The sequence below is a fragment of the Nocardia sp. NPDC050412 genome (assembly GCF_044458825.1).
Lineage (GTDB): Bacteria > Actinomycetota > Actinomycetes > Mycobacteriales > Mycobacteriaceae > Nocardia.
In genome coordinates this window covers 31,495-57,902 of record NZ_JBITIJ010000008.1, presented here as the reverse complement: position 1 = coordinate 57,902, position 26,408 = coordinate 31,495, and the positions used below count along the sequence as shown (strand labels likewise).

The 26,408-nt window shown below is 64.9% G+C and carries 24 protein-coding genes and 4 tRNA genes; 18 read left to right on the top strand and 10 right to left on the bottom strand.

The genetic code is table 11. The features are described from left to right. Window positions 1–144: 144 nt before the first annotated feature. Window positions 145–1,854 (bottom strand): 3-oxosteroid 1-dehydrogenase, encoded by a 1,710-nt coding sequence (kstD, locus tag ACIBI6_RS23040; protein WP_364357510.1) that lies wholly within the window; start codon window positions 1,852–1,854, stop codon window positions 145–147. Window positions 1,855–2,040: 186 nt separating this feature from the next. Between kstD and ACIBI6_RS23035 the strand changes: the two genes are divergently transcribed. The 13 genes from ACIBI6_RS23035 to ACIBI6_RS22975 all read left to right on the top strand — a co-directional run bounded on the left by ACIBI6_RS23035 (window position 2,041) and on the right by ACIBI6_RS22975 (window position 13,362). Beyond that, entirely contained in the window at window positions 2,041–3,708 is a 1,668-nt protein-coding gene (locus ACIBI6_RS23035) for an FAD-binding protein (RefSeq protein ID WP_396957679.1), read from the top strand. A gap of 1 nt (window position 3,709) precedes the next feature. Beyond that, a complete protein-coding gene (locus ACIBI6_RS23030) occupies window positions 3,710–4,495 on the top strand; it encodes a 2-keto-4-pentenoate hydratase (protein WP_364357504.1) in 786 nt (261 codons plus the stop codon). A gap of 10 nt (window positions 4,496–4,505) precedes the next feature. Continuing rightward, entirely contained in the window at window positions 4,506–5,420 is a 915-nt protein-coding gene (locus tag ACIBI6_RS23025) for an acetaldehyde dehydrogenase (acetylating) (protein WP_396957677.1), read from the top strand. 12 nt (window positions 5,421–5,432) lie between these two features. Then, window positions 5,433–6,467, top strand: coding sequence for a 4-hydroxy-2-oxovalerate aldolase (gene dmpG, locus ACIBI6_RS23020; protein ID WP_364357498.1), 1,035 nt, complete (start codon window positions 5,433–5,435; stop codon window positions 6,465–6,467). A 223-nt stretch (window positions 6,468–6,690) separates the two neighbouring features. Continuing rightward, a complete protein-coding gene (locus ACIBI6_RS23015; protein WP_396957675.1) occupies window positions 6,691–7,701 on the top strand; it encodes a hypothetical protein in 1,011 nt (336 codons plus the stop codon). Beyond that, complete coding sequence (locus tag ACIBI6_RS23010; RefSeq protein WP_396957673.1) at window positions 7,686–8,840, top strand: hypothetical protein; 1,155 nt, start codon at window positions 7,686–7,688, stop codon at window positions 8,838–8,840. The genes ACIBI6_RS23015 and ACIBI6_RS23010 overlap by 16 nt, the downstream gene beginning before the upstream one ends. A 671-nt stretch (window positions 8,841–9,511) precedes the next feature. After that, window positions 9,512–9,997 (top strand): hypothetical protein, encoded by a 486-nt coding sequence (locus ACIBI6_RS23005; RefSeq protein WP_396957671.1) that lies wholly within the window; start codon window positions 9,512–9,514, stop codon window positions 9,995–9,997. 8 nt (window positions 9,998–10,005) lie between these two features. Further along, window positions 10,006–11,727 carry an asparagine synthetase B family protein gene (locus tag ACIBI6_RS23000; protein ID WP_396957669.1) on the top strand — a complete coding sequence of 574 codons (1,722 nt, stop codon included), beginning with the start codon at window positions 10,006–10,008 and terminating at the stop codon, window positions 11,725–11,727. A 21-nt stretch (window positions 11,728–11,748) separates the two neighbouring features. After that, complete coding sequence (locus ACIBI6_RS22995; protein ID WP_396957667.1) at window positions 11,749–12,480, top strand: hypothetical protein; 732 nt, start codon at window positions 11,749–11,751, stop codon at window positions 12,478–12,480. 577 nt (window positions 12,481–13,057) lie between these two features. After that, window positions 13,058–13,133: transfer RNA gene (locus tag ACIBI6_RS22990), tRNA-Glu, on the top strand. A 1-nt stretch (window position 13,134) separates the two neighbouring features. Further along, a tRNA-Ile gene (locus ACIBI6_RS22985) sits at window positions 13,135–13,207 on the top strand. Between the two features lie 5 nt (window positions 13,208–13,212). Beyond that, window positions 13,213–13,285 (top strand) — tRNA-Asp (locus tag ACIBI6_RS22980). A gap of 4 nt (window positions 13,286–13,289) precedes the next feature. Further along, window positions 13,290–13,362, top strand: a tRNA-Lys gene (locus tag ACIBI6_RS22975). A 193-nt stretch (window positions 13,363–13,555) separates the two neighbouring features. Here the strand turns inward: ACIBI6_RS22975 and ACIBI6_RS22970 are convergent. After that, entirely contained in the window at window positions 13,556–14,128 is a 573-nt protein-coding gene (locus ACIBI6_RS22970) for a TetR family transcriptional regulator (RefSeq protein ID WP_364357495.1), read from the bottom strand. 126 nt (window positions 14,129–14,254) lie between these two features. Here ACIBI6_RS22970 and ACIBI6_RS22965 point away from each other — a divergent pair, with 126 nt between their 5' ends. Further along, window positions 14,255–15,763 (top strand): MFS transporter, encoded by a 1,509-nt coding sequence (locus tag ACIBI6_RS22965; RefSeq protein WP_364357492.1) that lies wholly within the window; start codon window positions 14,255–14,257, stop codon window positions 15,761–15,763. A gap of 42 nt (window positions 15,764–15,805) precedes the next feature. On the opposite strand, the gene hsaB is transcribed toward ACIBI6_RS22965, so the two are convergent. From hsaB to hsaA, 4 genes are all read right to left on the bottom strand, one after another. Then, entirely contained in the window at window positions 15,806–16,381 is a 576-nt protein-coding gene (gene hsaB / locus ACIBI6_RS22960; RefSeq protein WP_364357489.1) for a 3-hydroxy-9,10-secoandrosta-1,3,5(10)-triene-9,17-dione monooxygenase reductase subunit, read from the bottom strand. Window positions 16,382–16,397: 16 nt separating this feature from the next. After that, window positions 16,398–17,303: an iron-dependent extradiol dioxygenase HsaC gene (gene hsaC / locus ACIBI6_RS22955; protein ID WP_364357485.1), complete on the bottom strand. Its 906-nt coding sequence runs from the start codon at window positions 17,301–17,303 to the stop codon at window positions 16,398–16,400. Further along, the gene (gene hsaD / locus ACIBI6_RS22950; RefSeq protein WP_364357482.1) at window positions 17,303–18,181 is read right to left on the bottom strand and encodes a 4,5:9,10-diseco-3-hydroxy-5,9,17-trioxoandrosta-1(10),2-diene-4-oate hydrolase; all 879 of its coding nucleotides are present in this window, start codon (window positions 18,179–18,181) and stop codon (window positions 17,303–17,305) included. The genes hsaC and hsaD overlap by 1 nt, the downstream gene beginning before the upstream one ends. Window positions 18,182–18,260: 79 nt before the next feature. Continuing rightward, window positions 18,261–19,424 carry a 3-hydroxy-9,10-secoandrosta-1,3,5(10)-triene-9,17-dione monooxygenase oxygenase subunit gene (gene hsaA, locus ACIBI6_RS22945; RefSeq protein ID WP_364357479.1) on the bottom strand — a complete coding sequence of 388 codons (1,164 nt, stop codon included), beginning with the start codon at window positions 19,422–19,424 and terminating at the stop codon, window positions 18,261–18,263. Window positions 19,425–19,664: 240 nt separating this feature from the next. Here hsaA and ACIBI6_RS22940 point away from each other — a divergent pair, with 240 nt between their 5' ends. After that, entirely contained in the window at window positions 19,665–20,861 is a 1,197-nt protein-coding gene (locus ACIBI6_RS22940; RefSeq protein ID WP_396957662.1) for a Rieske 2Fe-2S domain-containing protein, read from the top strand. Next, complete coding sequence (locus ACIBI6_RS22935) at window positions 20,861–21,193, top strand: hypothetical protein (RefSeq protein ID WP_396957660.1); 333 nt, start codon at window positions 20,861–20,863, stop codon at window positions 21,191–21,193. Before ACIBI6_RS22940 ends, ACIBI6_RS22935 begins: the two co-directional genes overlap by 1 nt. Before the next feature lie 21 nt (window positions 21,194–21,214). Here ACIBI6_RS22935 and ACIBI6_RS22930 read toward each other — a convergent pair whose 3' ends face one another. The 3 genes from ACIBI6_RS22930 to ACIBI6_RS22920 all read right to left on the bottom strand — a co-directional run bounded on the left by ACIBI6_RS22930 (window position 21,215) and on the right by ACIBI6_RS22920 (window position 22,738). After that, entirely contained in the window at window positions 21,215–21,625 is a 411-nt protein-coding gene (locus ACIBI6_RS22930; protein WP_396957658.1) for a cupin domain-containing protein, read from the bottom strand. A 185-nt stretch (window positions 21,626–21,810) separates the two neighbouring features. Next, complete coding sequence (locus tag ACIBI6_RS22925) at window positions 21,811–22,383, bottom strand: methylated-DNA--[protein]-cysteine S-methyltransferase (RefSeq protein WP_396957656.1); 573 nt, start codon at window positions 22,381–22,383, stop codon at window positions 21,811–21,813. A 52-nt stretch (window positions 22,384–22,435) separates the two neighbouring features. Next, the gene (locus ACIBI6_RS22920) at window positions 22,436–22,738 is read right to left on the bottom strand and encodes a hypothetical protein (protein ID WP_364357464.1); all 303 of its coding nucleotides are present in this window, start codon (window positions 22,736–22,738) and stop codon (window positions 22,436–22,438) included. A gap of 62 nt (window positions 22,739–22,800) precedes the next feature. On the opposite strand from ACIBI6_RS22920, the gene ACIBI6_RS22915 reads away from it, so the two are divergent. Together ACIBI6_RS22915 and ACIBI6_RS22910 are read left to right on the top strand one after the other, a co-directional pair. After that, window positions 22,801–24,303: a PLP-dependent aminotransferase family protein gene (locus tag ACIBI6_RS22915; protein ID WP_396957654.1), complete on the top strand. Its 1,503-nt coding sequence runs from the start codon at window positions 22,801–22,803 to the stop codon at window positions 24,301–24,303. Window positions 24,304–24,358: 55 nt separating this feature from the next. Next, entirely contained in the window at window positions 24,359–25,102 is a 744-nt protein-coding gene (locus tag ACIBI6_RS22910; protein WP_364357458.1) for a CoA pyrophosphatase, read from the top strand. Window positions 25,103–25,281: 179 nt separating this feature from the next. Here ACIBI6_RS22910 and ACIBI6_RS22905 read toward each other — a convergent pair whose 3' ends face one another. After that, complete coding sequence (locus ACIBI6_RS22905; protein WP_396957651.1) at window positions 25,282–26,379, bottom strand: CaiB/BaiF CoA transferase family protein; 1,098 nt, start codon at window positions 26,377–26,379, stop codon at window positions 25,282–25,284. Window positions 26,380–26,408: the final 29 nt, after the last annotated feature.

The following is a 26,408-nucleotide window of genomic DNA, read 5'->3' as shown; positions in this document are numbered from 1 at the left end:
GTACAGGTCGCCCGCGCCATGCGGGCGACCTGTCGTGGGCGTATCCCCAGCGATCCGAGGCTCTTGTGGCAGCTGCCTCGGATCGATCGTGCGGCGGCTGTGTCGCGGCGGACAAGGTGGCGTCCGCTCGGTGAGACGCCTTGCCTACGCTTCGGCGGTGGCCTTGACCGACTGCTGCTTCTTGCGCTCGGCGATATCCAGCACCGCCAGGTAGCCGAAGGTGATCGCGGGGCCGATGGTCGCGCCCGGGCCCGCGTACGTGTGCCCCATTACGGGGGTCGCGCTATTGCCGGAGGCGTACAGACCCTCGATCACGGTGCCGTCCTCGCGCAGGACCCGTCCGGCTGTATCGGCGACCAGGCCGCCCTTGGTGCCGAGGTCGCCCGGCACGATCTTGGCCCCGTAGAACGGACCCTGGACGAGCCCGGCAAGGCACGGGTTCGGCTTCACGGTCGGATCGCCGTAGTACCGGTCGTAGTGGCTGTTGCCGCGGCCGAAATCCTCGTCCTTTCCGGTCTCGGCGAACTTGTTGAACCGCTCGACGGTCGATGTCAGATTCTCGGCCGGCACGCCGATCTTGGTGGCCAACTCCGCGAGGCTATCGGCCTTGACAATCAGGTCGTTTTCCATCCAGCGGGACGGAAACCGCTGACCAGGCTGCAGTCCGGCGAAGATGTAGCGGTTCCGGTAGCGCTGGTCGAACACCAGCCATGCGGGGATGTTCTCGCCCGGACCCTCACCCTGCCCATATTCGCCGCCGTACATGGTGTGCACAGCCTCGACGTAAGGAGCGGACTCATTTCCGAATCGCTTACCGTCGGCGTTGACCATGATGGTGCCGGGCAGATTTCGCTCGGCCAGCGCGAACCACGGCTTTCCGCCCTTGAAGATGGTCGGCCCCCACCAGGAATCCTCCATGAAGTCGACCGCGCCGCCGACTTCCATCCCCGCATTGATGCCGTCGCCGGTATTCGCGGCCGCGCCCGTGGTCCACTCGGTGGTGATGGGCTGGCGCTGGTATTTGGTGCGCATTTCGGCGTTGTGCTCGAAACCCCCGCTGCCGAGCACCACACCGTATTTGGCGGTGAACCGCACGGTCTCGCCGTTGTGCTCGGCCTCGACGCCGGAGACCACGCCGTTCTCCACAATGAGCTTGGTCAGCGGAGTGTTCAGCAGCAGCGGCACATTCGCGTCGATGAGCCCCTTGCGCATGGCAGCGATAATCGCCTGCCCCATGCCGAGGATATGCTTACCGGTCCACTTGGCGAAGTAGGTGCGCGCGCCGACTCGCATGGCCCGCATGATGCCCTTGGGATGGCGACGGATCAGGTTGAGCCGGACGAAGTCGGCCTGCATGACGACGACATTGAGCGGGGCCTTGGCATACGGCGGCTCCAGGTTGAACCGCTCTTCGCCGAGGATCTTGGCATTGAACGGCGCGGGCTCGCACGAGCGGCCCTGGCCGAGGCCGCCGGGGGCCTCCGGATAGTAGTCGGAGTAGCCGGGCACCCACTTCATCTTCAGTGGGGTGTGGTCGAGGACGAAGTCGAAGGCCTCCGCACCGCGGTCGATGTAGGTGTCGATCCGGTCCTTCGGCACCACGTCGCCGACGATGCTGTGCAGGTAGGTGCGGGCGTCCTCGCGGTCATCGGGACGGCCGGAGGCTTTGAGCGCTTTGTTGCCGGGGATCCACACGCCACCCCCGGAGCGTGCGGTCGACCCGCCGTAGTGCGCGGCTTTCTCAATGATCACCGCGCTCAGCCCATGGTGGGCGGCGGCGAGGGCGGCGGTCATCCCGGCGGCACCGCTGCCGACCACCACCACATCGTATTCCCGATCAGTCATGTAGAACACGTTATAGAATGGGACCGCATTTGGTCTATGTTGAGTGGCAGAAGACGCGCTCGACGTTCCATTCGTCGAGAAAACTTGTTTCAGTTTCTGACCGGAGTGGTGTACATGGGCGGTGTTGTTTCGAGCGACCTGCAAGCAGTCGCTAGCGGCGTGGTTTCGAGCGACCTGCAAGCAGTCGCTAGCGGCGTGGTTTCGAGCGACCTGCGAGCAATCGGCAGCGGCGAATGGGACCTGACCGCCGACGTAGTCGTCGTCGGCTATGGTGCGGCGGGGGCCGCGGCCGCGCTGGAAGCGACCGAGGCGGGTGCGCAGGTGCTGGTGCTGGAGCGTTTCGCCGGTGGTGGAGCGTCGGCGTTGTCCGGCGGCATCATTTACGCGGGCGGCGGCACCTCGGTGCAGCACGAGGCCGGGGTGCGCGATACGCCGGAGCAAATGCTGGCCTATCTCGAGCGTGAGGTCGGTACGGCGGTCACGCCCGAGACGCTGCGGCGGTTCGTGGACGAGAGTCCGGCGATGATCGAATGGCTGAAAGGCCACGGTGTGCCGTTCGAGGCGTCGCTGTGTCCGTACAAGACGTCGTATCCGAATGACAGCTACTACCTCTATTACTCCGGTAGTGAGGTCTCCGGTTACGGTCGCGAGGTCGCGACGCCCGCGCAGCGCGGACATCGGGTCAAGGGCAAGGGCACGTCCGGGAAGAAGCTCACCGGTCCGCTCGCCGCATCGGCGTCGCGGCGCGGGGTTCGCGTCGAAACCCTCACGCAGGCAACGCGATTGATTACCGATGAAAACGGCACTGTTATCGGCGTCGAATGTGAGTCACTGCGTGACGCTCCCGGGCGGATCAGGGATCGCTACACCCGGTTGGCGCAAATAGCTGCCAAGCCGGGCATTTACTATCCGCCGCTGCGCAAGGCGATGGAGCGGCAGCTCGCGAAGCTGGATCGTCGGTATCGCACGAGAATTCGGATTCAGGCCCGTCGCGGTGTGGTGCTCAGCGCGGGCGGGTTCATCGCGAATCGGGAGATGCTGCGGGAGTACGGGCCGCAATACCGCGGCGGACTCGCGCTCGGCACCACCGGTGATGACGGCAGCGGCATCCGGATGGCCGAACAGGTCGGTGCCGCGACGGATCGGATGGGCAATATCTCGGCGTGGCGATTCATCTTGCCGCCCAGTGCTTTTACCGGTTCGGTGCTGGTCGATGCGGAGGGTCGTCGGGTCATCGATGAGACCCGCTACGGTGCCGCGGTCGGCCACGCACTGATCACCGAACACGGCGGCAAGGGTTGGCTGCTCGCCGACGACGGACTCATGCGCACCGCGATCTCACAGATTCGGACGCAGTCGGCCTGGTTCCAGCGCGGACAATTCGAGGCCATGCGGCGGAATGCTGTGCGCGGCGAAACTTTGGATGCCGTTGCGGCGAAGGCCGGTATCAATGCCGACGGGTTGCGCGCCACCGTCGCCGAGCACAATGCCGCGATCGCGAACGGTTCGCCCGATCCGGTCGGCAAGCCCGCCGAATTCACCAAAACGGTGGGGGCCGGGCCGTTCTGGTTGTTGGATGTGGGAATCAAACCGAGCGTTGTCAATCCGTGCCCGATGCTCACCCTCGGCGGAGTCGTCGTCGACGAGGACACCGGAGCGGTGAAATCCACTGCTGGAACCGATATTTCCGGCCTTTACGCGGCCGGGCGGACGGCCGTCGGTATCTGCTCGGACTCCTATGTCAGTGGATTGTCCCTGGCCGACTGCATTTTCTCCGGTCGGCGTGCGGGCAGATTCGCGGCAGGCGCCGAAGTGCTTTCGCGGGCAGCGGTGCCCGAAGCGACAACAGTGGAAGGAAACTAGCGTGCTGTCCGACGCGGTACGAATCGAATTGGCCGATGAACTCGAGGCCGCCGAGCGCGATCGGGTCGGCATCGACCCGCTGATCGCCAGGCATCCGGATATCGATGTCGTCGACGCCTACGAGATCCAGCTGATCAATATCCGGCGCAAACTCGATAACGGCGCGAAGGTGGTCGGGCACAAGGTCGGACTGTCATCGCTGGCCATGCAGCAGATGATGGGTGTGGATGAACCCGATTACGGTCATCTGCTCGCGGATATGGAGGTCTTCGAGGATGTTCCGGTCGAGACCTCGCGCTATCTGATTCCGCGAGTCGAGGTCGAGGTCGGTTTTATCCTCGGCGCGGATCTGCCCGGCGAAGATTGCACCGAGGCCGATGTGCTCGCCGCGACGGTCGCCTATGCGCCGTCCATCGAGCTGATCGATTCGCGGATCAAGGATTGGAAGATCGGGCTGGCCGACACCATTTCCGATAACGCATCCTCGGCCGGTTTCGTGCTGGGTGCGGCGCGAGTCGCGCCGAAAGACCTGGATATCAGGGCCATTGACGCCGTGCTCACCCGAAATGGTGAGGTGGTCGCGCAGGGCCGCAGCGATGCGGTGCTCGGCGATCCGGTGATCGCGGTGGCCTGGTTGGCGCGCAAGGTCGCCAGTTTCGGGGTGCGGTTGCAGGCGGGCGACATTGTGCTGCCCGGTTCCTGCACCCGTGCCATCGATGCCCGCGCGGGTGATTCGTTCCACGCCGAGTTCGTCGGACTCGGTTCTGTCCGTTTGCAATTCAAATAGGAGGCTTGCCGTGTCCGAAACGGGGACCGTCACCGCCGCGATCGTCGGATCCGGCAATATCAGCACCGATCTGCTGTACAAACTGCTGCGCTCCACCACCGTGGAACCGAAGTGGATGATCGGAATCGACCCGGAGAGCGAGGGGTTGAAGCGCGCCCGCGGGCTCGGGCTGGAAACCTCGCACGAGGGCGTGGACTGGTTGCTCGCGCAGTCGGAACTGCCGGATCTGGTATTCGAGGCGACCTCGGCGTATGTGCATCGGGCGGCCGCGCCGAAGTACGCCGAGGCCGGAATTCGCGCAGTCGATCTCACACCCGCCGCGGTCGGGCCCGCCGTGGTGCCGCCGGTGAATCTGGTCGGGGCGAATCTCGATGCGCCGAACGTCAATATGATCACCTGCGGTGGTCAGGCCACCATTCCGATCGTCGCTGCGGTTTCGCGCGTGGTGCCGGTGGCCTACGCCGAAATCGTCGCGTCGGTATCGTCGGTGTCCGCCGGACCGGGCACCCGCGCCAATATCGATGAATTCACCAAGACCACCTCGCGTGGTGTGGAGACCATCGGTGGTGCGCAGCGCGGTAAGGCCATCATCATTCTGAACCCGGCCGAACCGCCGATGATCATGCGCGACACCATCTTCTGCGCCATTCCCGAGGATGCCGATACCGATGTGATCGCGGATTCCGTCCATCGGATGGTCGCCGATATCCAGAAGTACGTGCCCGGCTACCGGGTGCTGAACGACCCGCAATTCGACCCGCCGTCAGTGGTTTCCGGTGGAATGGCGAAGGTTTCGGTCTTCGTCGAGGTCGAGGGTGCGGGCGATTTCCTGCCGCCGTACGCGGGCAACCTCGACATCATGACCGCAGCCGCCACCCAGGTCGGCGAGGTCATGGCACAGCAGATTCTGTCGGCCCGGGTGTAAAGGAGCTCAACCATGGCATATTCCGCAGAACTCGACATCCGCGTCACCGATACGTCGCTGCGTGACGGTTCGCATCACAAGCGCCACCAGTTCACCGCCGACGATGTGCGCAATATCGTGACCGCGCTCGATGGCGCCGGTGTGCCGGTCATCGAGGTGACACACGGCGACGGCCTGGGCGGCTCGTCGTTCAACTACGGCTTCTCACACACTCCCGAGCAGGAACTGGTCAAGATTGCCGCGGAAACGGCGAAGCAAGCCAAGATCGCGGTGCTCATGCTGCCCGGCGTGGGCGTCAAGGAGGACATCAAGATCTCGCAGGACAACGGTGCGTCGATCTGCCGCATCGCCACGCACTGCACCGAGGCGGACGTATCGATCCAGCACTTCGGGCTCGCACGCGAGCTGGGTCTGGAAACCGTCGGCTTCCTGATGATGTCGCATACCCAGCCGCCGGAGGCGCTGGCCAAGCAGGCGCGCATCATGGCCGATGCCGGATGCCAGTGCGTCTACGTGGTGGACTCCGCGGGTGCGCTTGTGCTCGAACAGGTTTCGGACCGGGTGGCGGCGCTGGTCGCGGAACTCGGTGAGGACGCCCAGGTCGGCTTCCACGGGCACGAGAACCTGGATCTGGCGGTCGCCAACTCGATCTATGCGGTTCGTGCCGGTGCGAAGCAAATCGACGGCAGCGCAAGGCGATTCGGTGCAGGTGCCGGTAATACGCCGGTCGAGGCGTTCGTCGGTGTCTGCGACAAGCTCGGTGTCAAGACCGGTATCGATTTCTTCGCGATCGCCGATGCTGCCGAGGATGTGGTGCGGCCTGTCATGCCGCAGGAATGTCTGCTGGACCGCCAGTCTCTGATGATGGGCTATGCGGGTGTGTACTCCAGCTTCCTGAAGCATGCCGAGCGTCAGGCCGAGCGTTATGGGGTTTCGGCGGCTGAAATGCTGGTGCGTGCGGGCAAGCGCAAACTCGTTGGCGGCCAAGAGGATCAGCTGATCGATATCGCGCTCGAACTTCAGCGGGAGGCGTCTGTGTCCGCCTGATAGTTCTCCGCGAAGGCCGCGACCGGTTCGGTCGCGGCCTTTCGCGTTTACGGGCAGCGGCTCGACCCGTTCGATCTGGTCCGTCGCTGTGACGGCGCGATCGCACGTTGGGTGTATTCGGCAACAGGCTCTATCGGTTCTGCGAGGACCCACTGGATATGCGGCAGGTGAACATTCGAATTCGGGGGTCGCGGATGGGTAGGGGAATCGGCGATCATGAATCGTGATCTGTCCGCATTGCAATGCCAACCTGTTGCGCAAGGAGCGCGGCGGTCGGCGCTGTTCGACGTGTAAGCGGGCATTCGCGCTCGAACCGAAGGAAAGTCCGCTCGGGCTGCACGATATCCGGATCCGCAAGCTCGCCGAGCGGTTCGGTGACGGGCGCGGACTGCGGTACACGCTGGTGCAGCTCTGGTATGCGGCCGGACGCAAGAAGGTTCCGGATGTGGCGCGCGTGTTCGAGCGGGTGCGTATCGGAGTGGGGGTGGCCATCGTGGTGGTCGCCTTTTTCCTGATGGTGAGCGGCGCGGCACCGCCCGGGGTGGTAATTCCGCTCGGCGCGCTGATTTCGGCGCTGACCATCGTCGGAATCGGGGCGGCACGCCCGTGGTTCCTGCGCCGGGCCACAGTGCGAATGCCGGTGTCCTACGAGATCTTTCGTCGAGAGGTGGTCGGTCGGTGGCTGCCGATCTACGGTGGCCTGCCGCCCGGCTCGGTCGACGAGGGGCTGGCGCGGCCACCGGCCGTGGACCGGCCTCGATTCGCGGTGTTGTGCCCGGATCGCAGCGTGCTCGCCTGCCTTGCCGCCAACAACGTGGCGCAGACCTGGTCGATGGCGCTGACCGACCGCATCGATCAGCTGCCCCCGAATGTGCCGGTGATCGTGCTGCACGATGCCAGCCTGCCCGGCATTGCGCTGGCCGGGAAGGCGCGCGTCGCACTCGGTAGCCGGGCCGTGGTGGTCGGCCTGTCGCCGCGGGCGGTATCGGGCAATGCTTCGGCGCTGCGGTTGCGGGAGCCACAGCCGCAGGACACCGCATTTCTACAGGGGGAACCGTTGTCGGCGGCGGAGATCGAATGGCTCGCCGAGGGGTGGTGGTCGCCGATTGCCGCGATTCCACCCGCGAAGCTGCTCACCGTGTTGGAACGAGCGGTCGAGCGGATCGAGGATGCGGCCGATCCGGATCGCCGCCGCGCCCGCGAGGTAGGTTTCCTCACGTGGCCCACCCGGTGAGGCAGCACATGCTCGATCGGCTACTCCGCGTCGCGGCCGAACGCGCTGCCGCCCCGAGCGGCATCCGGTTCACCGAGCGTCAGCTCTACTACGAGGTCTGTCGCCTACTCACGCCGATGCATCGAGCGCCCGCTCGGTTCGCCTGCACAGTCCCCGCGCCACTCAGCTACACCACCTTCCGCGCCGCCCTCGACCACCAAGAGTTCCCGGGCCTACTGACCCCCACCCCACCCCGAACCACCCGCGCCGGACTCCACACCCCCGAACCCGACCTTTTCGACTACGGCCTGCCCCGCCTACTCGTCTGTGAGTCCGATGCAATCGCACAAATGCTGCGCGCCAACGGATTACCCATGGAATCCGCCTGCCCGGTCCGCAGCACGTCCGAACTCCCCCTCGACCCCGGCATCGCCCAAATGCTCGCCCGAGTGGACGGCACCATCTATCTCCTGCACGACGCGAGCCCGCACGGCCTCACCTTCCCAGTACGGCTAGCGGATCTGACCGAGATCCCGGATGGAGTGCGAGTCGTTCCCTTGGGTCTGCGCCCCCGTCAAGCGGGCACACTCCACCTGACCCACCTCCGTAGCTCGATACCGAGTGCGGTTGCGGCGCAGGTCGATCTGTGGGAGCGCGAAGAGTTTCACCGCTCAGAGTCGAGTGCTCAGACCGCGCATGAAGATTTCCTCGACCTCGAGTCGGGTGTCGAGACGGCGCAGGACGAATCGAGCGAACGCGAAGAATTGCACCACGACCCGGCATCGCGTGTTCGAGTAACGCACGTGGATCCGTACGAGGGCGATGAGCCGTTCCCGGTACCGCATGCTCTGGCCGCGCACACGGATTCGCGGGAGCCTGCAGATTTGCATGGCCTCGAGTCGAGTGTTGCGGCGGCACAGGTGGATCCGCGCGATGAGCCGCGCCCGAACCTGGTGCCGCATGCTCAGGCAGCGCGACTGGACTCATGGGAACGCGCATGGCTGAGCCGCGGCCGGTTCGTCGAGGTCGAAGCGGTGCGCCCGGCATCACTGCTGCGCACCGTGCACCGCCTTGTCCGCGAGGTGCGCCCACCCCGAACCGGCCTGCCCGAACTGCGTCGCGCCCGAACCACGGGCTTCATGACCTGGCCCGCCGCATGAGGTCCCGCAGCGCCATGCAGCAGCCGCGTGCAGTGGTGACCGAGGTCGATTGCTGGGAGCGCCTGGCTGCTGCATCGAACTGGATGGGATCGGCCCGGCTTGCTGCTAGGCATCAAGTACCGCCTTGTCCGCGAGGTGCGCCCACCCCGAACCGGCCTGCCCGAACTGCGCCGCGGCCGAACCACGGGGTTCATGAGCTGGCCCGCCGCATGAGGACGCTCAGCATTGTGGCGCAGCCGCGCGCAGTGCCGGTCGAACTCGGGGAGCTTCTGGTTGCCGTATGGTCGCGGGATCGAACTGGATGCCCTGCGGCCTGTTTCGTGTGGTGCGCGGTCTGGTTCGCGAGGCATGCGCCGCGAACGCTCGACCGCACTGCGCTGCGCCTGGAAGTCGATTTCTGGGAGCGCCTGGCTGCGGTGTGGTCGCGGCACCGAACTGGATGCGGTCGGCCCGGTCTCGCTGCTACGCACAATGCACTGCTTCGTCATAGAAGTTTGCCATTTCGAACCGGTCGGAGCGACCCGCTGCGCGCGGAAGGTGCGCCGTCCATCCGGCGTCGCTGCTGTGCGCCACCTGGTTCGCGAGGCGTGCGCCGCGAACACTTGGCCGAACTGTGCTGTGCCCGGGAAGCGGGCTTATCGACTTGGCCCGCTGCATGAAAGGGAATTGCTGTGCCGGAGCATCGGCAGATTACGTATACCGATGAGTTGCTTGCTGATGGGTCTGTGCATCGACGGTATGCCGATGGGCGTCAGGAGTGGCGGACGCGTGGTGCGCAGGGGGTGGTCTCCTGGCGCGATGATCGGGGGAACTCGGGGACCGATGAGGGGCTCGGGCCGAAGATCGTTAAGCGCGTGTACCACAACGGATCCGTGGTTTACGGCAGGGAGGCGGGGTTCGGGCGGACACTGTGGGGTGATGGGGTGTTGACCGTCAATCGGTCTTCGTTCGGTGGTCGGCTCGGCGGCATTCTCGCCGCCGTGGCGGGCGGTGCGCTGCTCGGCGCATTGATCATGCCGCCGAGTTCGCTGAGCGCCGAGGAAGAGGAGCAGCTGCGCCGAGAAGCGGCCGCGCAGTCGTCCGGTTCCAGCGACGGGGACAGCGATTACGGCGGTTGGGACGATGACGGTGGGGACGACGGCGGCGATTTCGGCTGAAGGTAACGATGTCTCGTTGGTGTGCATTCTCGACGCCGAACGATCCGGCCGGTCAGGTTCGGGTGGTCGGCGGCGATCCGGTGTCGGTGACCGGTCGTCATGCGCTGGGATTGCTCGATGGCCCGGGCATTGCCGCAGGTCCGTTCACTGTGGGTGAGCTGACGGCGGTCGGCGAGGTCACGCTGTTCAACGCGGCGCGGCTGCGCGCCCGACTCGGCGCCGACGTGCCGCCGGACTGCACAGCCGGTGAACTGCTGTTGCACTGCTATGCCCGGTTCGGACTCGACGGCATCGCCGCCGCCGACGGGATGTTCGCACTCGCCATCGCCGACGGCGACGATCTGGTACTGATCCGCGATCACGTCGGCACCCGCACGCTCTTCCATGCACGCGCAGGCAATGGCTGGGCGGCGTCCACATCGCTTCGCGCATTGCACCGATGGCCCACACTGCGGACGGGTCTACATCTGCCGGCGGTTCGTTCGTTCCTCACCTTCGCCTACCTACCGGGACGCGAGACCCTGTTGCGCGGCATCCACGAGGTCCTACCGGGACGCTGTGTTCGTTTGCGCGGCGACGGCTCGATGATCGAGGAAACCTACTGGGAGCCAGTCGAAGTCGACGACACCCGAGCCGCCGCCGACCACGCACTCGAACTCCGTGAACTGCTCGAGGACGCTGTCGCTCGAAGACTGCCTGCGGGCGACGAGGTCGCAGTGCTGCTCTCCGGCGGCATCGACAGCAGCCTGGTCACCGCACTGGCCGCCGAACTGCACGATCAGCGCGTGCGCTCGTATTCCATCAGCTTCGGTGGGACCACCCCGAACGAACTCGCATACTCTGGACTCGTTGCCGCACACTGCAATATCGAACACCGCGTGCTCACGGTGCCCGGCGAAACGATCGCGTCGCGACTGGCGGAGACTGTCTCGCTTCTCGATTGTCCGGTCGGCGACCCACTCACCGTGCCCAACCTGATGCTCGCGGAAGCCGTTGCCGCAGACGGCATCCGGGTTGCCCTCAACGGTGAGGGTGGCGATCCGGTCTTCGGCGGCCCGAAAAACCTGCCGATGCTCATCTTCGAATTATCCCGTGACGACCCATCTCCGGACGCCAGAGCACTGGCCTATCTGGACAGCTACCGCAAGTGCTACGGCGACCTGCCGGTACTACTGAGCCCCGACGTTCTGACAGCACTGGCCGGCGCCCCACCACTGACCGATCTGCTCTCGCCCTACCTACGCCAGGGCCGGATGACCAGCCTGCTGAACCAACTGCTGCACACCAACCTGCGCACCAAAGGCGCACATCACATTCTCACCAAGGTCGAACGACTCACCGCCGCAAGCGGTTTGGAGGGCCGCGCGCCGCTGTTCGACCGCGCCGTCATCGACTGTGCCTTTCGCGTACCAGGCCGGTTCAAGCTCGCCGGTACCAGTGAGAAGTGGATCCTCAAACAGGCAGTGCGCGATCTACTTCCGGCAACCATCGTGGACCGCCCGAAGAGCGGTATGCGAGTGCCGGTGCAGCAGTGGCTCTCCGGTCCACTGCGCGAACTCGGCCACGATCTGCTGCTCGGCTCGTCCGCCCGGGCGCGCGGCCTGTTCCGCGAGGACACCATCCGCTCATGGCTGCGGGGCGACGGTGCGCTGCTGCCGCGGCAGGGCGGGAAATTGTGGCTGGTGCTGTCGTTGGAACTGTGGTTGCGGTCCTTCGAAGTCGGGCCCTGAGTACGTTGGAATAGGAGCCGCATGTCCGATCCCCGAATCAAGCACCACGCGGACGATGAGAACGAGATCCACGACCTGGCGGAATTCGTCGACGCGGGACGCAATGTCGTCACGCCCGTCGCGCAGTTCCCGCCGGAGGTCGCCGCGGTGGTCGTGGCGGCCTTCGCCCAGATAGTCCGGAATGCGAAGGCCAGTCGCGGCGCGACCACACCCGATGCGGATGGCATCATCCGTTCCCAGACTTTCGAAGAGGGCGACGTCTACATGATCGAGTCGCCCTTCGACGGCTTCTTCGCCGACCGATACATCATGGATTTCTACAATGCCGAGGAGCGCGGCATTTGCTCGCGCATGCATCTGCACACCGGCCTGCGCTTCGTGCGCATGATGACCGGTCCGGACACCAATATTCGGGTGAGCAGCCTCTCGCCATTCCGGGTGACCGATGTCGAAGGCGTTACGCCCTTCGCGCCTGAGCAATTCGAGGACGACCTTCCCGACACACCACCGAGCCTGCATCGCACCAGATACAACTTGGTCGTCCCGCCGTGCTCCTTCGTCGATATGCAGATCCCTCGCGGCGTGAGCCATCAGTTCAACGCCATCGGCCCGCATGCCGTCATCGACTCGGTCCACCCCGAAGAGTCCATCGAAGTCTTCCGCGAACAGATGTCCGGCTTCAAGATGATGGCCCAAACCGTGTTCCTCGCAGAGGAATTGCCGGACAGCGCCTCCTGCACATCGCTCCCATAATGCACTCGGTGTCAGCTGCGATTCGATCAGCACCAGTCCGCTGGCCGCACACCACCATCAGCACCTCGTCCCGTCGTCGCATGCCTGGTGCGTCCCTCGCATATCCAGCTGCGCAGTGCCTGTTGCCGATTGTGGCGGATTTCGGCCTGACACAAGTCGTGCCGCTATTTCAACGGCCGCCCCGCAATCATGCTCAGCCGGAAGTGATTTGATCGCCCGAGTGTGGCGATGATGTGACGGAATGACGGCCCGGCGGCGCATTCGGCAACCGCCTCTGCAACCTGTGCGTGCTGGCCATGCGTGTGCGACAGCCGATTCAGGGTTCGAGGTGCCGATTTAATTCGGTTGCGATCGTGTGGGGGCGTGCCTACCTTGAGTACATCGCAGTTCAGGGGAAGGACCCGGTAATGACCACCAAGGCGAAATTCGAGGAGCGCACGCGCTCGTTCGATGCTGCCCTGGAAAGTGCTCTGTCCCAGAGTATTCGGTCCGATACAGCGTGCGGCCCATGACATGGATCTCTAGTGTCACAGGGTCGCACCGGGCGAATGCCGGGGAGCGGCCCTTCTTCATTTCCGGCGCAGTTGCTCTGCTGGAATGGGCAACCTGACTTTCATTCAGGGACCACGTCGGTTCGATTCCGATCTGCGTCACACCCGTTTAGCTCAATGGTTGAGAGCGCCTTTCTGATACGGAGGAGATGGGAGTTCAATTCTCTCAACGGGTATCCCTGGCCTCGTGCTCTGTTGGTTGAGCACTCTGATTGTCGATCAGAACGACGCGGGTTCGATTCCCGTCGAGGTCGCGATGCGCCCGTAGCTCAGCTGGTAGAGCTGCGGACTTTTAATCCGAAGGTCGTAGGTTCGATCCCTACCGGGCGCACGACCGGGAAAGTCAACCAGACGGGCGTCTGGGATCGCTTGCTAAGCGAATCGAGGCCCAACGGCCTTGGGGATCGTGCCCTCGTCTTTCCGCCACCCTCACCTCGGAAAGTCATGCGGACCGGCGTCCGTCACCGTCTTGAAAACGGCTGGTCCCATGCGAATGGGATGGGGATCGACACCTCGGCTTTCCATCACCTGTTCGGCGCGCGCATACCGTCCAGCGTGACATCCAACATGTGATCGGCGGCCTCGGGCACCGTTTCGCAGGCGACCCCGATCCCGTGGCCGAATCTGAGCAGATCGCGCGGCTCGATATCGCGACGGATATCGCCCGAATCCTGTGCCGCCTGCAGCAGCGCGGCCGCCGCATCGGTGATCATCGATCGACATAGGGTGAAGGTTGGTGAACCCTTGTCCATACCGGCCTTCATGGTGGTCGCCAGGCTGCGGTTGGCCATCACCCAGTACACCTGTTCGCGCAGCCACGTTTCGAAAGCCGCGGCGGCAGAATGGGTTTCGAGCAGATCGTGGGCACGGGCGCTCAATTGCTCGATGCTGGAACGGTATACGGCTTCGATCAGCACCTCGCGGCTCGGAAAGTGCCGGTAGAGCGTGCCGATACCGACACCGGCGCGGCGGGCGATCTCTTCCAGCGGGGTGTCCGGGCCTTGTTCGGCGAATGCCTGCTGAGCGGATGTCACGATCCGCTCATAGTTGCGCCGTGCGTCCGCGCGCATCGGCCGTCCTGTCGACGGTGCTGCCATATTCCCTCCACTGGAAAACGGAAGGACCCTCCAGATAGGCTTGCGTAAGTGGAGGAACCCTCCATATGATAGCTCTATCGGAAGCGGAGGCTCCCTCCGTTTGAGTCCCATTCGATGGAGCGTTCTTTGTCCACCACCATGTCCGCGGACACCCGTGTGCCCGCAATCTCCAGCGCCGGTCGGCTGCGACCCGGCATTGTGCTGGTCACGCTGCTGACCTGCCAATTGATGATCATCCTCGACATCACGGTGATGAATGTGGCGCTGCCGCGCATCCGCACCGACCTGCACTTCAGCGCGACCAACCTGTCCTGGGTGATGAACGCCTACACCCTGGTCTTCGGCGGTCTGCTGCTGCTCGGCGGCCGCGCGGGCGATCTGTTCGGCCGCCGCAACCTGTTCATCGCCGGCACTGCCCTGTTCACGCTGGCCTCGCTGGCTGGCGGGCTGGCACCGTCGGCCACCTGGCTGCTCATCGCCCGTGTTGTGCAGGGCATCGGCGGGGCGATGGCCGGTCCAAGCACCCTCGCGCTGCTGACCACCACATTCAGTGAACCCAAGGCCCGGATGCGCGTGCTCGCGCTGTTCTCCGGCATGTCCAGTGCGGGTTTCGCGATCGGTCTCATCGTCGGCGGCCTGCTGACGGAATGGCTGAGCTGGCGCTCGGCGCTGTTCATCAATGTGCCTTTCGGCCTGGCTGTCGTAGTGTTCGCCCTGCGCTACTTGCCGGACGCTGGGTCGGATTTGCGGCGTTCGCGGGTCTCTCCGTGGTTACGCTCCGCTGCCGCCTCCGCGCCCGACGCTCGCGCCGCCGGGGGGCAACCCGCCCGCCTCGACCTGCCCGGCGCGGTCACCTCGACGGGCGGTGTGGCCGCGTTGGTCTACGGCTTCATCAGCGCCGCATCACACGGCTGGAGCGATGCGGGCACCGATATCTGGCTGGCTGTCGGCGCGGCACTGATCGCCGCGTTTCTGACCATCGAGGCGCGCACGGCCCAGCCCCTGCTGCCGCTGCGGCTGTTCGTCGATCGCAATCGCGCCGCGGCCTACGCCAATATGTTCCTCGGTCCGATGGCCGGTATGTCGATGTTCTTCTTCCTCACCCAGTATCTCCAGGAAGTGCGCGGATTGAGTGCGCTGGCAACAGGTTTCGCATTTATGCCGACCGCGCTGATGATGTTCACAATGATCCGGCTGATCCCCTGGCTGCTGCCGCGCTTCGGTCCGAAACCGGTGACGGTAATCGGCACGCTGCTGATGGCGGCCGGATTGGTCCTGCTGACCCGGCTGACGGTCGACACCGCATACTTCCCGATGCTGTTCATCGCAATGATTCTGATAGGAAGCGGTATCGGCCTCGCCTTTTCGCCGCTCAATGTGATCATCATGTCGAGCGTTGCACCGACCGAGGCCGGTGCCGCGGGCGGCGCGCTGCAGACGCTGCAGCAGACCGGTGCCTCCCTCGGCCTCGCCATTCTGGTCACCATCTTCGGCACCGCCGCCCGTGATGCCGGAGGTTCGGCACACCACGCACTGGTCAGCGGCATTACCACCGCCTTCGCCGGTGCCGTGGTCATCGCCGCCCTCACCTTCGTGGTCGCTCTAACCTTCCGTAGCACTCGCGCCGCGGAATGAAATATGGCCCCACCCGGTCGATTCCGGGCGGGGCCATATTTTCTACAACCAGGTGTCCAGCGTAGTCGTGGTGAGGAAATGCTCCAGGTCGTGCCGCCAGGGAGCCGGGACGGTCTTATCCGGTTCGATGGCGGTGTACTGGCCGCGATAGAACAACAGCGGCCTGCCGGAGGTGGTCGACTCCGACAGGGCCAGCACTCGGCCGATCACGATGTAGTGATCGCCGCCGTCGACGACGCTGTCCACCTTGCACTGGATGGTGGCCAAGGCGTCGTCCAGGAGCGGGAGCTCCAGGTCCGAAGTGTGCCAGTTGGTTTCGGCGAACTTATCGGGTTCGCGGGAACCGAAGCGGGCACACAGTTGCTGCTGTTCCTCGGCAAGGACGTTCACACAGAAGCCGCCGGATTGTTCGATGGCCGCCCAGGACCGGGAGGTCTTGGTCGGGCAGAACAGCACCAGGGGCGGGTCCAGGGACAGGGCGGCGAAGGATTGGCAGGCGAACCCGATCGGGGCGCTGTCGGTATCGAAGGTGGTTATCACCGTGATGCCGGTGCAGAACTGCCCCAATACATTTCGGAACTGCCGCCCGTCGATCGCGGGATATTCGTCGGTCGTCATCGTCGCTGCCGCTCGCTCACGGCTGCCGCTGTCCAACCGTGAAGTCGTGACCCCACAGGCTGACCGCGGTGGATTCCCGTGCGATCCAGTCGGCGTCGTCGACTTCCAAACCTTCACAACCGAATTCGACGTCGAATCCGCCCGGTGTCTTCATATAGAAGGACAGCATCTTGTCGTTGACGTGCCGACCCAGCGTCGCCGACATCTTCACCTTCTTGCGCAGTGCGCGATCCAGGCAGAGCCCGACGTCGTCGGAGCCCTCCACCTCGAGCATCAGGTGCACGATGCCGCTCGGGGTGGGCATGGGCAGGAAGGCCAGTGAATGGTGGCGCGGGTTGCAGCCGAAGAAGCGTAACCAGGCCGGTTCACCGTCGGCGGGCCGCCCGACCATCTGCGGTGGCAGCCGCATCGAATCGCGCAGCCGGAAGCCGAGCACATCGCGGTAGAAGGTCAGCGCCGCCGCATCGTCGGAGGTACTGAGCACCACATGCCCGAGTCCCTGTTCGCCCGTGACGAATCGGTGTCCGTATGGGCTGACCACGCGCCGATGTTCCAGTGCCGCACCGTGAAACGCCTCGAGGGTATTGCCCGAGGGATCCTCGAACGAGATCAACTCGTAGACCCGGCGATCGGCCTTCTCCTGTGCGGTGCCCTCCTTGAACGGCACTCCGGCGGCGTCCAGTCGGTCCCGAATATCTTGCAGCTCAGCGGCATTGGCCGTCTCCCAGCCGGAGACCTGTAGCTGATCCTTCTCGCCCGGCGAGATGACGAGCCGAGCCGGGAAGTCGTCCATGCGCAGATACAGGGCCTCGGGGTTGCTGCCCTTGCCCTCGATCATGCCGAGCACCTTGAGCCCGTATTCACGCCAGGCGGCCATATCGGTGGCCTCGATGCGCAGATACGCCAGTGATCGAATGCCCATCACTTCTCCTTCACACCGGCAAGGAAATCCGTTGCCAGCCGGTTGAATTCGTCGAATTTCTCCAGCTGGGCCCAGTGCCCGCAACCGCCGAAGACGTGCAGCTGCACCCGTGGAATCATCTTCGTCGCGACCAGTGCGCCGTCGAGTGGATTCACCCGATCTTCCCGGCCCCAGATGAGCAGCACCGGCTGGCGCAGCTTATAGGCGTCGCGCCAGATCATGCCCTGCTCGAAATCGGCTCCGGCGAAGGACTTTCCCATCGCCCTGGTCGCGGCCAGCGCCTCGGGCGTGCTCGCCGAGGCGAAGCGCTCATCGATCAGTTCGTCGGTGATCAGCGACTGATCGAAGACCATGATCCGCAAGAATGCCTCCAGGTTCGCCCTGGTCGGCTCATAATTGAACTTCGCGAGGTTCTTCACACCCTCGGTCGGATCCGGTGCGAACAGGTTGACACTCAACCCACCCGGACCCATCAGTACCAGCTTGCCTGCCCGACCCGGATAGTCCAGCGCGAAGCGCACCGCGGTACCGCCGCCGAGCGAATTGCCCAGCAGGTGCACGCGTCCGGTGATCTCCAGCGCATCCAGCAGATCCTTCAGCGCGGAGGCGCTGTGCACGAAATACTGCGGATGCTCGGTGGGCTTATCCGAGAGCCCGAAGCCCGGCTGATCCACGGCGAGCACATGGAACTCGCGTGCCAGCACCGGGATATTGCGGGCGAAGTTGGACCACGAGGAGGCGCCGGGCCCGCCGCCGTGCAGCAGCACGATCGTCGGGCCGTTGCCCACTCCAGCCTCGTGATAGTGCAGGCGCAGATCGGGCCGCACCTGCGCGTATCGCGAGGTCGATTCGTAGGTGAGTTCGGTCGTCGCAGTCACAGCTGCGCCTCGCCGGCGCTCGGTTCCGCTGCGACTGCTAGTGCTGTGTTCATGGTGCCCTCGCTGCGCTCGGCCACGACTAGACCATGCCGTCGGTAACCGGAAGCCCGAATTCGTGCGTGCCGTACATGACATAGGCGCGCTCGGGATCGTTGGCCGCGTGTACCCGCCCGGCGTGCGCGTCACGCCAGAAGCGTTGCAGCGGAGTGCCGTTCGCGAGTGCGGTGGCGCCGGAGGCCTCGAAGAGCTTATCGATCGAAGCGATCGCCCGGCCGGTCGCGCGCACCTGGTCCCGGCGGGCCCGCACACGCAGATCGAATGGAATCTCCTTGCCCGCCGCCAGCAGTGCGTATTCGTCGGCGACATTGCCCGACAGCTGACGCCAAGCCGCATCGATATCGCTGGATGCCTCGGCGACGCGCACCTTGGTGAACGGATCGTCCTTGGCCTTCTCGCCGGCGTAGGCCGCGCGCACCCGCTTACCCTGATGCTCGACATGAGCGGCGTACGCGCCGTAGGCCATGCCGACGATCGGTGTGGAGATTGTCGTGGGATGGATTGTGCCCCACGGCATCTTGTACACCGGGTCGGTGTTCTGTTCCAGGCCGGGGGATTTCAGCTCGCTCATCGCCCGGAAACTCAGGAACCGATGCTTCGGCACGAAAACATCCTCCACCACAACGGTATTGGATCCGGTGCCGCGCAGGCCGACCACATTCCACACATCATCGATGCGGTAGTCGGTGCGCGGGATCAGGAAGCTGCCGAAGTCGACCGGCTTACCGTCCTTGATCACCGGACCGCCGAGCACCGCCCAGGTAGCGTGATCCGAGCCCGAGGACCAGGCCCACGCGCCCTTGACGAGATAGCCGCCGTCGACGACCGTGCCCGCGCCCATCGGAGCGTACGACGAGGAGATCCGGACCTCGTTGTCCTCGCCCCACACATCCTCCTGCGCCTGCTGGTCGAACAATGCGAGGTGCCAGTTGTGCACGCCGACGATGCCCGCCACCCAGCCGGTGGAGCCGCACGCGCTGGCGAGCTTGCGAACCGTGTCGTAGAACACGACTGGGTCGGCCGCGTGGCCACCCCACTGCTTGGGCTGCAGCAGGCGGAAGAAGCCGGTCTCCTGCAGTGCCTTCATCGATTCGTCGGGGATGCGCCGCAGGTCCTCGGCCTCCTGCGCGCGCTCGCGCAGCGTCGGCAACAGTGCTTCGACCCGTTCGGTCACTTCTTGCGTCATCGCGGGACCTGCTCCTGCCTGGTCGGATTGGTAACCGGTACTCATTTGCCTCTGAGACTAGAACAGGTTCTTATTTCTGTCGAGAACGGGTGACCATAAGGGGCATTCGTCACCGATTCGCAGGTGGTCGACGGAATCGCTGGCGTGGAACGCGACATTTTTGTAACGTGTTCTAGTACAGAAGGAGGAGGAATCGCGATGGCAGTTACCCCACAGGGGAGCGGTGCGAAGGGAAGGGGGATGGCAGGAGGCGCAGCCGACGGGGTGGGTAAGCACCGCGAGCTCGATGTCGGCTCCGCGCCCACCCGATATGCGCGGGGATGGCATTGCCTCGGATTGGCGAAGTCGTTCCGCGACGGCAAGCCGCATGCGGTCGAGGTGTTCGGAACCAAGCTCGTCGTCTGGGTCGACAGCAATGACGAACTCCGGGTGCTGGACGCCTACTGCAGGCATATGGGTGGCGACCTGACCATGGGTGAGGTCAAGGACGGCGATATCGCCTGCCCGTTCCACGACTGGCGCTGGTCCGGTACCAGTGGCAAATGCACCGCGATTCCCTATGCGCGGCGCGTGCCGCCGCTGGCACGGACCCGCAAATGGACCACGCTCGAGCGCAACGGCCAGTTGTTCGTCTGGCACGACGTCGAGGGCAGCCAGCCGCCGCCGGAGGTGACCATTCCGCACATCGTCGGCCCGTACACCGACGCGGACGGCAACCCGAGCGAACAGCTCGACAGCGGGTGGACCGAATGGACCTGGAACTCCCTGCTGATCGAGGGCGCGAACTGCCGCGAGATCATCGACAACGTGGTGGATATGGCTCACTTCTTCTATATCCACTTCGCCTTCCCGACGTACTTCAAGAATGTCTTCGAGGGGCATATCGCCACCCAGTTCCTGGAGACCAAGGGTCGTCCCGATATCGGCATGGCCTCCAAGTACGGCGGCGACACCCTGCTGAAGTCGGAGGCGTCGTATTTCGGGCCCTCTTACATGATCAACCCGCTGGTCAATATCTACAGCGGATACGAGGTGAAGAGCGTCCTGATCAACTGCCACTACCCGGTGACGCAGGATTCGTTCGTGCTGCAGTGGGGTGTCTCGCTGGAGAAGCCGAAGGGCGTCGACGGTGAGGTGGCCGATAAGTTGGCCGCGAAGATGACCGAAGGCATCAGCGTCGGATTCCTGCAGGATGTCGAGATCTGGAAGCACAAGTCCAAGGTCGACAATCCGCTGCTGTGCGAGGAGGACGGTCCGGTCTACCAGCTGCGTCGCTGGTACGACCAGTTCTATGTGGATCTGGCCGATGTGACCGACAAGATGACCCAGCGCTTCGAATTCGAGGTGGATACCACCAAGGCGAATGAGGCGTGGGAGGCGGAGGTCGCCGAGAATCTGCGGCGCAAGCGGGAAACGGAAGCGGAAGCAGGAGTCTGATGGCGCCAACCTGGGCGAAAGCACCCGACTTCGCCGACCAACCGGCGCGGCGGGCCGAAGTGCAGGCCCAGACCGTCGTCGACAAACAGCGCTATCTGGAGGAGGGACTGACACCGCTGCGGTGTCAGTCCTGCCAGAGCGAGGTGCTGGTGCGCAAGAGTTCCTCGCACCAGACCTCGGTGCAGTGGACCGAGAATCCGGCCGCGCGCTGCCCGGTTTTCGCCCGACTGAGCGCGGAGGGTCACGGGCCGGGGCGTCCGGAAACCTGTGCGCAACTGGAGAAGACGATCAAATGGGCCGTCGACGAGGGTGTGTTGGAAGTCCGCGAGTAGCCGGGTGTGCCGCTCGCCGAATCAGTCGAGTCGGAAATCCGCGAAGTCGAATCCCGGCGCGACTATGCAGCTGACCAGCACGTACTCATTACCTGCCGGCCGCGCGGCCTGACTGACCCCGCCCGGCACCACGGCCTGCAATACCTGCCCGTGCTCGACATCGGGCCCGAGGACAAGCTCCTCGCCCCCGATGTCGAGCACCAGCGGCCCACCCCGATGCCACAACCACAGCTCATCCGAGCGCACCGTATGCGGTGCTGACCGCTCACCGGGCATCAGCAAAAAGTAGATCCCGGTCGCACTCGCCCGCTGCCCCGGATACCCCTGCGGCGTGAATTCCACCGCACTACGCCAGGTTTGCCGATACCATCCACCCTCCGGATGCGGTTCCAGATCGAGTGCGACGGCAAGCGGCGGTCGTTTATCGGTCATTCCCCGACTATGCCCGATCGGCCTACTCCCGGGACCCGGTCACTAGATGCGGCGAGGGCGCGATAATCGATGGTTTCGTCGATCGGGACGGCATTCGTATGTGCTCGACGGTCTACTGCCTGGTCGGCAGCAGACCGCACGGAGTAGCAGAACTCCAAACTCGACGCAGACAGCCGGTCGCTGGGTCAGAAGAGGGTGGGTTCGCCGAAGCCGGGGGTGCGTTCGATTTCCAGGAGGCGTTGTTTGGTCGTGATGCCGCCAGGGGCGGAGAAGCCGGTGAGGGTGTGGTCGGCGGCCAAGACTCGGTGGCAGGGGATGATCAGGGGGATCGGGTTGCGCCCGAGGGCCTGTCCGACGGCTTGGGCCGCACCCGGTGCGCCGATGCGGTCGGCGACCTGGCCGTAGCTGAGGGTGTGGCCCGGATCGATGGCGCGGGTCACTTCGTAGACGGCACGGTGGAATTCCGGAATTCCATTGGTGCTCACCGGAATCCAGCGCAGATTGTCGAGTTCGCCAGCGAGGTGGGCCTGGATGCGGACGATGGCATCGGCTATCGGGCCGGTTGGTTCGACCTCCGGAATTTCCTCGGAGTCCGGAATTCGGCTGCTGCGACGCATGATCCGGGTCCGCGTCGTGGCAGGGCTCGCCTCCGGCAGTCCGAATCGGAATACGGAGTCCTCGGTCCAGGCGATCGCGCAGGTGCCGATCGCGGTTTCGAACAGCGCCGACCCGGTGACCGGGCGAGCGGAAGCACTCATACGGTCAGTGTGCACTTCGGGTCCGACATCCTCGAGCAGTCAAGTCCAGTTCTCAAAAACTGGCCTGGACGCCACCGATGGTCGGCTTCACTGCTCCGCAACTCGCGTTCGAGATCCGGCGCTGCGGATGCGCGAGGGCCGAAGCATCCGGATCCGGCACATCATTGCGTCCGTAGATCGCCGCGAGATCCGCGTATTGGCGCTGGTTTTCGTAGTAAGACGGCGACCGGTCGGTCAGTGGTCCCGGCGCGTGGAACCGTTCGAGGCGGAAGGCCTCGCTCGGGCGTCGCGGTGCGAACCGATGGATGAGATAGCCGAAGGCGGCGACGACGAGCAGGGCGGCGAGGGCGGTCATAGAAGTCAGCGTGCGCGCACTGGCCTTGCCATTAAATATCCACTTGGCTAATACTGGACTTTATGTCGACGAGAGTTATCGGTGCCGCCAGCATTGCCCGCGATCTGGGCAGTTGGCGCAGTGCGGATGAGAACGGCGAACCGGGGGAGCGCCGGTCGACGCGTCCGGCCTATCTGGCTCTCGCCGAAGGTATCCGCCTGCTCATCCACGACGGCCGCGCACCGCTCGGCGTCGCATTGCCCAGCGAGCGCGACCTCGCCGCGACCCTCGGCGTCAGTCGCACGACCATTACCTCCACCTACAGCCTGCTGCGCGAACATGGCTATCTGATCAGCCGCCAGGGCTCACGCAGCACCGTCGCCCTCCCACGCGACGTGCAGCACGACGGCACCAAACCGGCCCGCAGCATTCTCGCGATGATGGCGCAACCGGAACTGCCGACCATCGATATGACCTATGCCGCCATGGCTGCGCCGCTCGAGATGCAAGAGGCGTACTCCGTTGCACTGCAAGGCCTTCCGGCCTACCTCGGCACGCACGGCATGGATCCGGTCGGTGTGCTCGCGCTGCGCGAGGCACTGGCCCGCCGCTACACCGAGCGCGGCCTGCCCACCGAACCCGACCAGATCCTGGTCACCCTGGGTGCCCAGCACGGCCTGCGCCTGCTGCTCAATGTGCTCACCGCGCCCGCGGCCCGCGTGCTCATCGACCACCCGACCTACCCGAATGCCATCGAGGCGATCCGCGATGTCGGCGCCCGCCCGGTGCCGGTGCCGCTGCGTCCCGAAACCCCGGAGTCCGGCTGGGATCTCGACGGAATCCGCAGTGCCGCACGGCAAACCGCGGCCACCCTGGCCTACCTGGTGCCGGACTTCAACAACCCGACCGGCCTGCTGCTCGACGCCGACGGCCGCTCCGAACTGACCGCCATCGCCCGCGAAACCCGGATGACCGTGGTGATCGACGAGTCGATGGTGGACCTGAGTCTGACTGACCGGACCGCGCCCCCGCCGGTCGCGGCCTTTGCCAAGGGCAGCGAGATCATCACCATCGGCTCGGCCTCGAAATCCTTCTGGGGTGGTCTGCGCGTCGGCTGGATACGCACAAACCAAACACTGATCACGAAGCTGCTCGGCATCCGCTCCACCGTTGACCTCGGCACGCCCGTCATGGATCAGTTGGCCACCATCCACCTGCTGGAGAATGCCGGCACCATCCTCACTCGCCGTCGCGACCAACTGCGCGCCCAGCGTGCGGCCCTGCTCGCCACGCTCGGCGAAGAGCTCCCGGACTGGCGCACGATTGTCGGCGACGGCGGCATGTCGGTCTGGGCGCAGCTACCGGCTCCGGTCTCGACGGCACTGGCCGCAACCGCCCCCAACCACGGTGTATTGCTCGCCGCCGGACCGAGATTCGGTGTCCAGGGTGCCTTCGAACGCTTCATCCGACTGCCCTTCACCCACCCCGAGCCGGAACTGCGCCTGGCGGTGAAGTCCATCGCCGCCGCCTACGAAGCCCTCACTCCCCGCGCCGCCGACCCCCTCCAGCCCCTCACCTGTTACTGATAACCGCTCGCATAGCGAATGGCTATCTCGCGCAAGGTATACGGTAGGCGAGGTAGTGACCGGGAGCCGAGCGGTGATGTGGGGCATGATCGACGGTATGGGACCTGATGCGGGACCGAGTGTTCCTGAGAATGTTGATGACTTCCGTGTGCTTGCGCGTGCACGGTTGGGCGAGTTCCCGCATACCGAGGTAGCCGATGCGCCGGGTATTCGTCGGGCGGCGGTGTTGTTGTGCGTGGTGGCCGTGGACGGTCCGACGTCGGTGCTGGTCATCAAACGCGCGTATCGCGGGCGCAATGCCGGGCAATGGGCGCTCCCGGGTGGTCGGGTCGACGACGGGGAAACCGTTGAGCAGGCGGCGCTACGCGAGTTGCACGAGGAACTCGGACTGTCCGCAAGCTCGGCCGATCTACTCGGCAGGCTCGACGACTTCCCCGCAGCATCGGGCTTCGTCATCACTCCGATCGTGGCGGCTCTCACCGACGCATCCGGACTGCGGCCCAGTCCGGACGAGGTCCACTCGGTTCATCAAGTGCATCTCGCCCGGCTCGCCGCCGACGATGTCCCACATTGGGTCCATCCCAAAGATGCTGTGCGACAAAAGGATCTGCGCGTCGATGCTCCTTCGGTCGCCTACGACGGCCCTGGTCTGCTACAGATGCGCCTCGCCGAAAACATGACCATCCACGCACCGACCGGTGCGATGCTCTGGCAGTTCCGCGAAGTCGTACTACTCGGCCGGGCTGCCGACGCCGCCCGCATCGCACACTTCGCCCAGCCCGAGTGGACCCGCAACTAGCGTAGACGCTCCGCCCCTCCTGCCCCGGGCGTGCACGTATCTCGCGGTGCGCACGAATTCCCGTGGCGCGCACGAATTCCCGTGGCGCGCACGAATTCGCTGGCGAAAATATGCGCGGCGCGTGAATCAGTGCGCGGGAGCAGTTGGAGTGCGCCGCGGAGGGCGCTGGCGACGAGGTGTCAGTCCGCCCAGATGGATTCGATCGGCGTCGCCTCGCTTGGCGGCGGGGTGGGCGTACTTGCGGGGGTGCGGGAGAAGCGGGGAGCCGGCGCATGCTGGACGACACCGTCGATCTCGATCAACCCGGTGCGCGCGACAATGTGCGGATTCTGTTCTGCCTCAGTGAAGGTCAACACCGGTGTCGTGCACGCATCGGTGCCGTCGAAGATCGCGGCCCACTCGTCCCGGGTCTTGGTCTTGAACTTCTCCGTGAACAGCTTCTTCAGCTGATCCTGACCATTCGGATCGAGCTGCGCCGGAAGACCTTCGGGATCGATTTCCAAGCCCTGCAACAGTTCCGCGTAGAACTGTGGCTCGATCGCCCCGACCGCCATGTACTTTTCGTCCGAGGTTTCGTAGGTGTCGTAGAACGACATCCCGGTATCGAGCAGGTTGGTGCCGCGCTCATCCGACCACAGGCCCACACCGCGCATACCCCAGATCATGTGCGAAAGGGCAAGTGCCCCATCGATCATCGCCGAATCGATGACCTGCCCCTTACCGGAACTCTGTCGCTCGATCAGGGCCGCGAGAATGCCGAATACCAGGAACATCGAGCCGCCACCGAAGTCGCCGACCATATTCAGCGGCGGCACCGGACGCTCGCCCTTGCGGCCGATGGCGTGCAGCACACCGGTCAGCGAAATGTAGTTGATGTCGTGTCCGGCGCGATCGGCCAGCGGGCCGTGCTGACCCCAGCCGGTCATCCGGCCGTAGACCAACCGCGGGTTGCGCGCGAGCACGGCATCCGGGCCGAGGCCCATGCGCTCGGTGACGCCGGGTCGGAAGCCCTCGAGCAGCACGTCGGCCTTCTCGGTGAGTGTGAGCACCTTCTCGATATCCGCCGGATCCTTCAGGTTCGCCTCGACGATGGTGCGCCCGCGCCACTGCGGGCGCTCCATGAAGCCGGGCAGCATATTGGGGCGCTGGACCCGCACCACATCGGCGCCGAGGTCGGCCAGCAGCAGCGCCGCATGCGGACCGGGGCCGATACCGGCCAGCTCGATGACCCTGATGCCCGCGAGCGGGCCCTGCTTGGCGGTGGTTGGTGTGCTCACGCCCTACCTCGGTTCGTCGTTGATCCAGC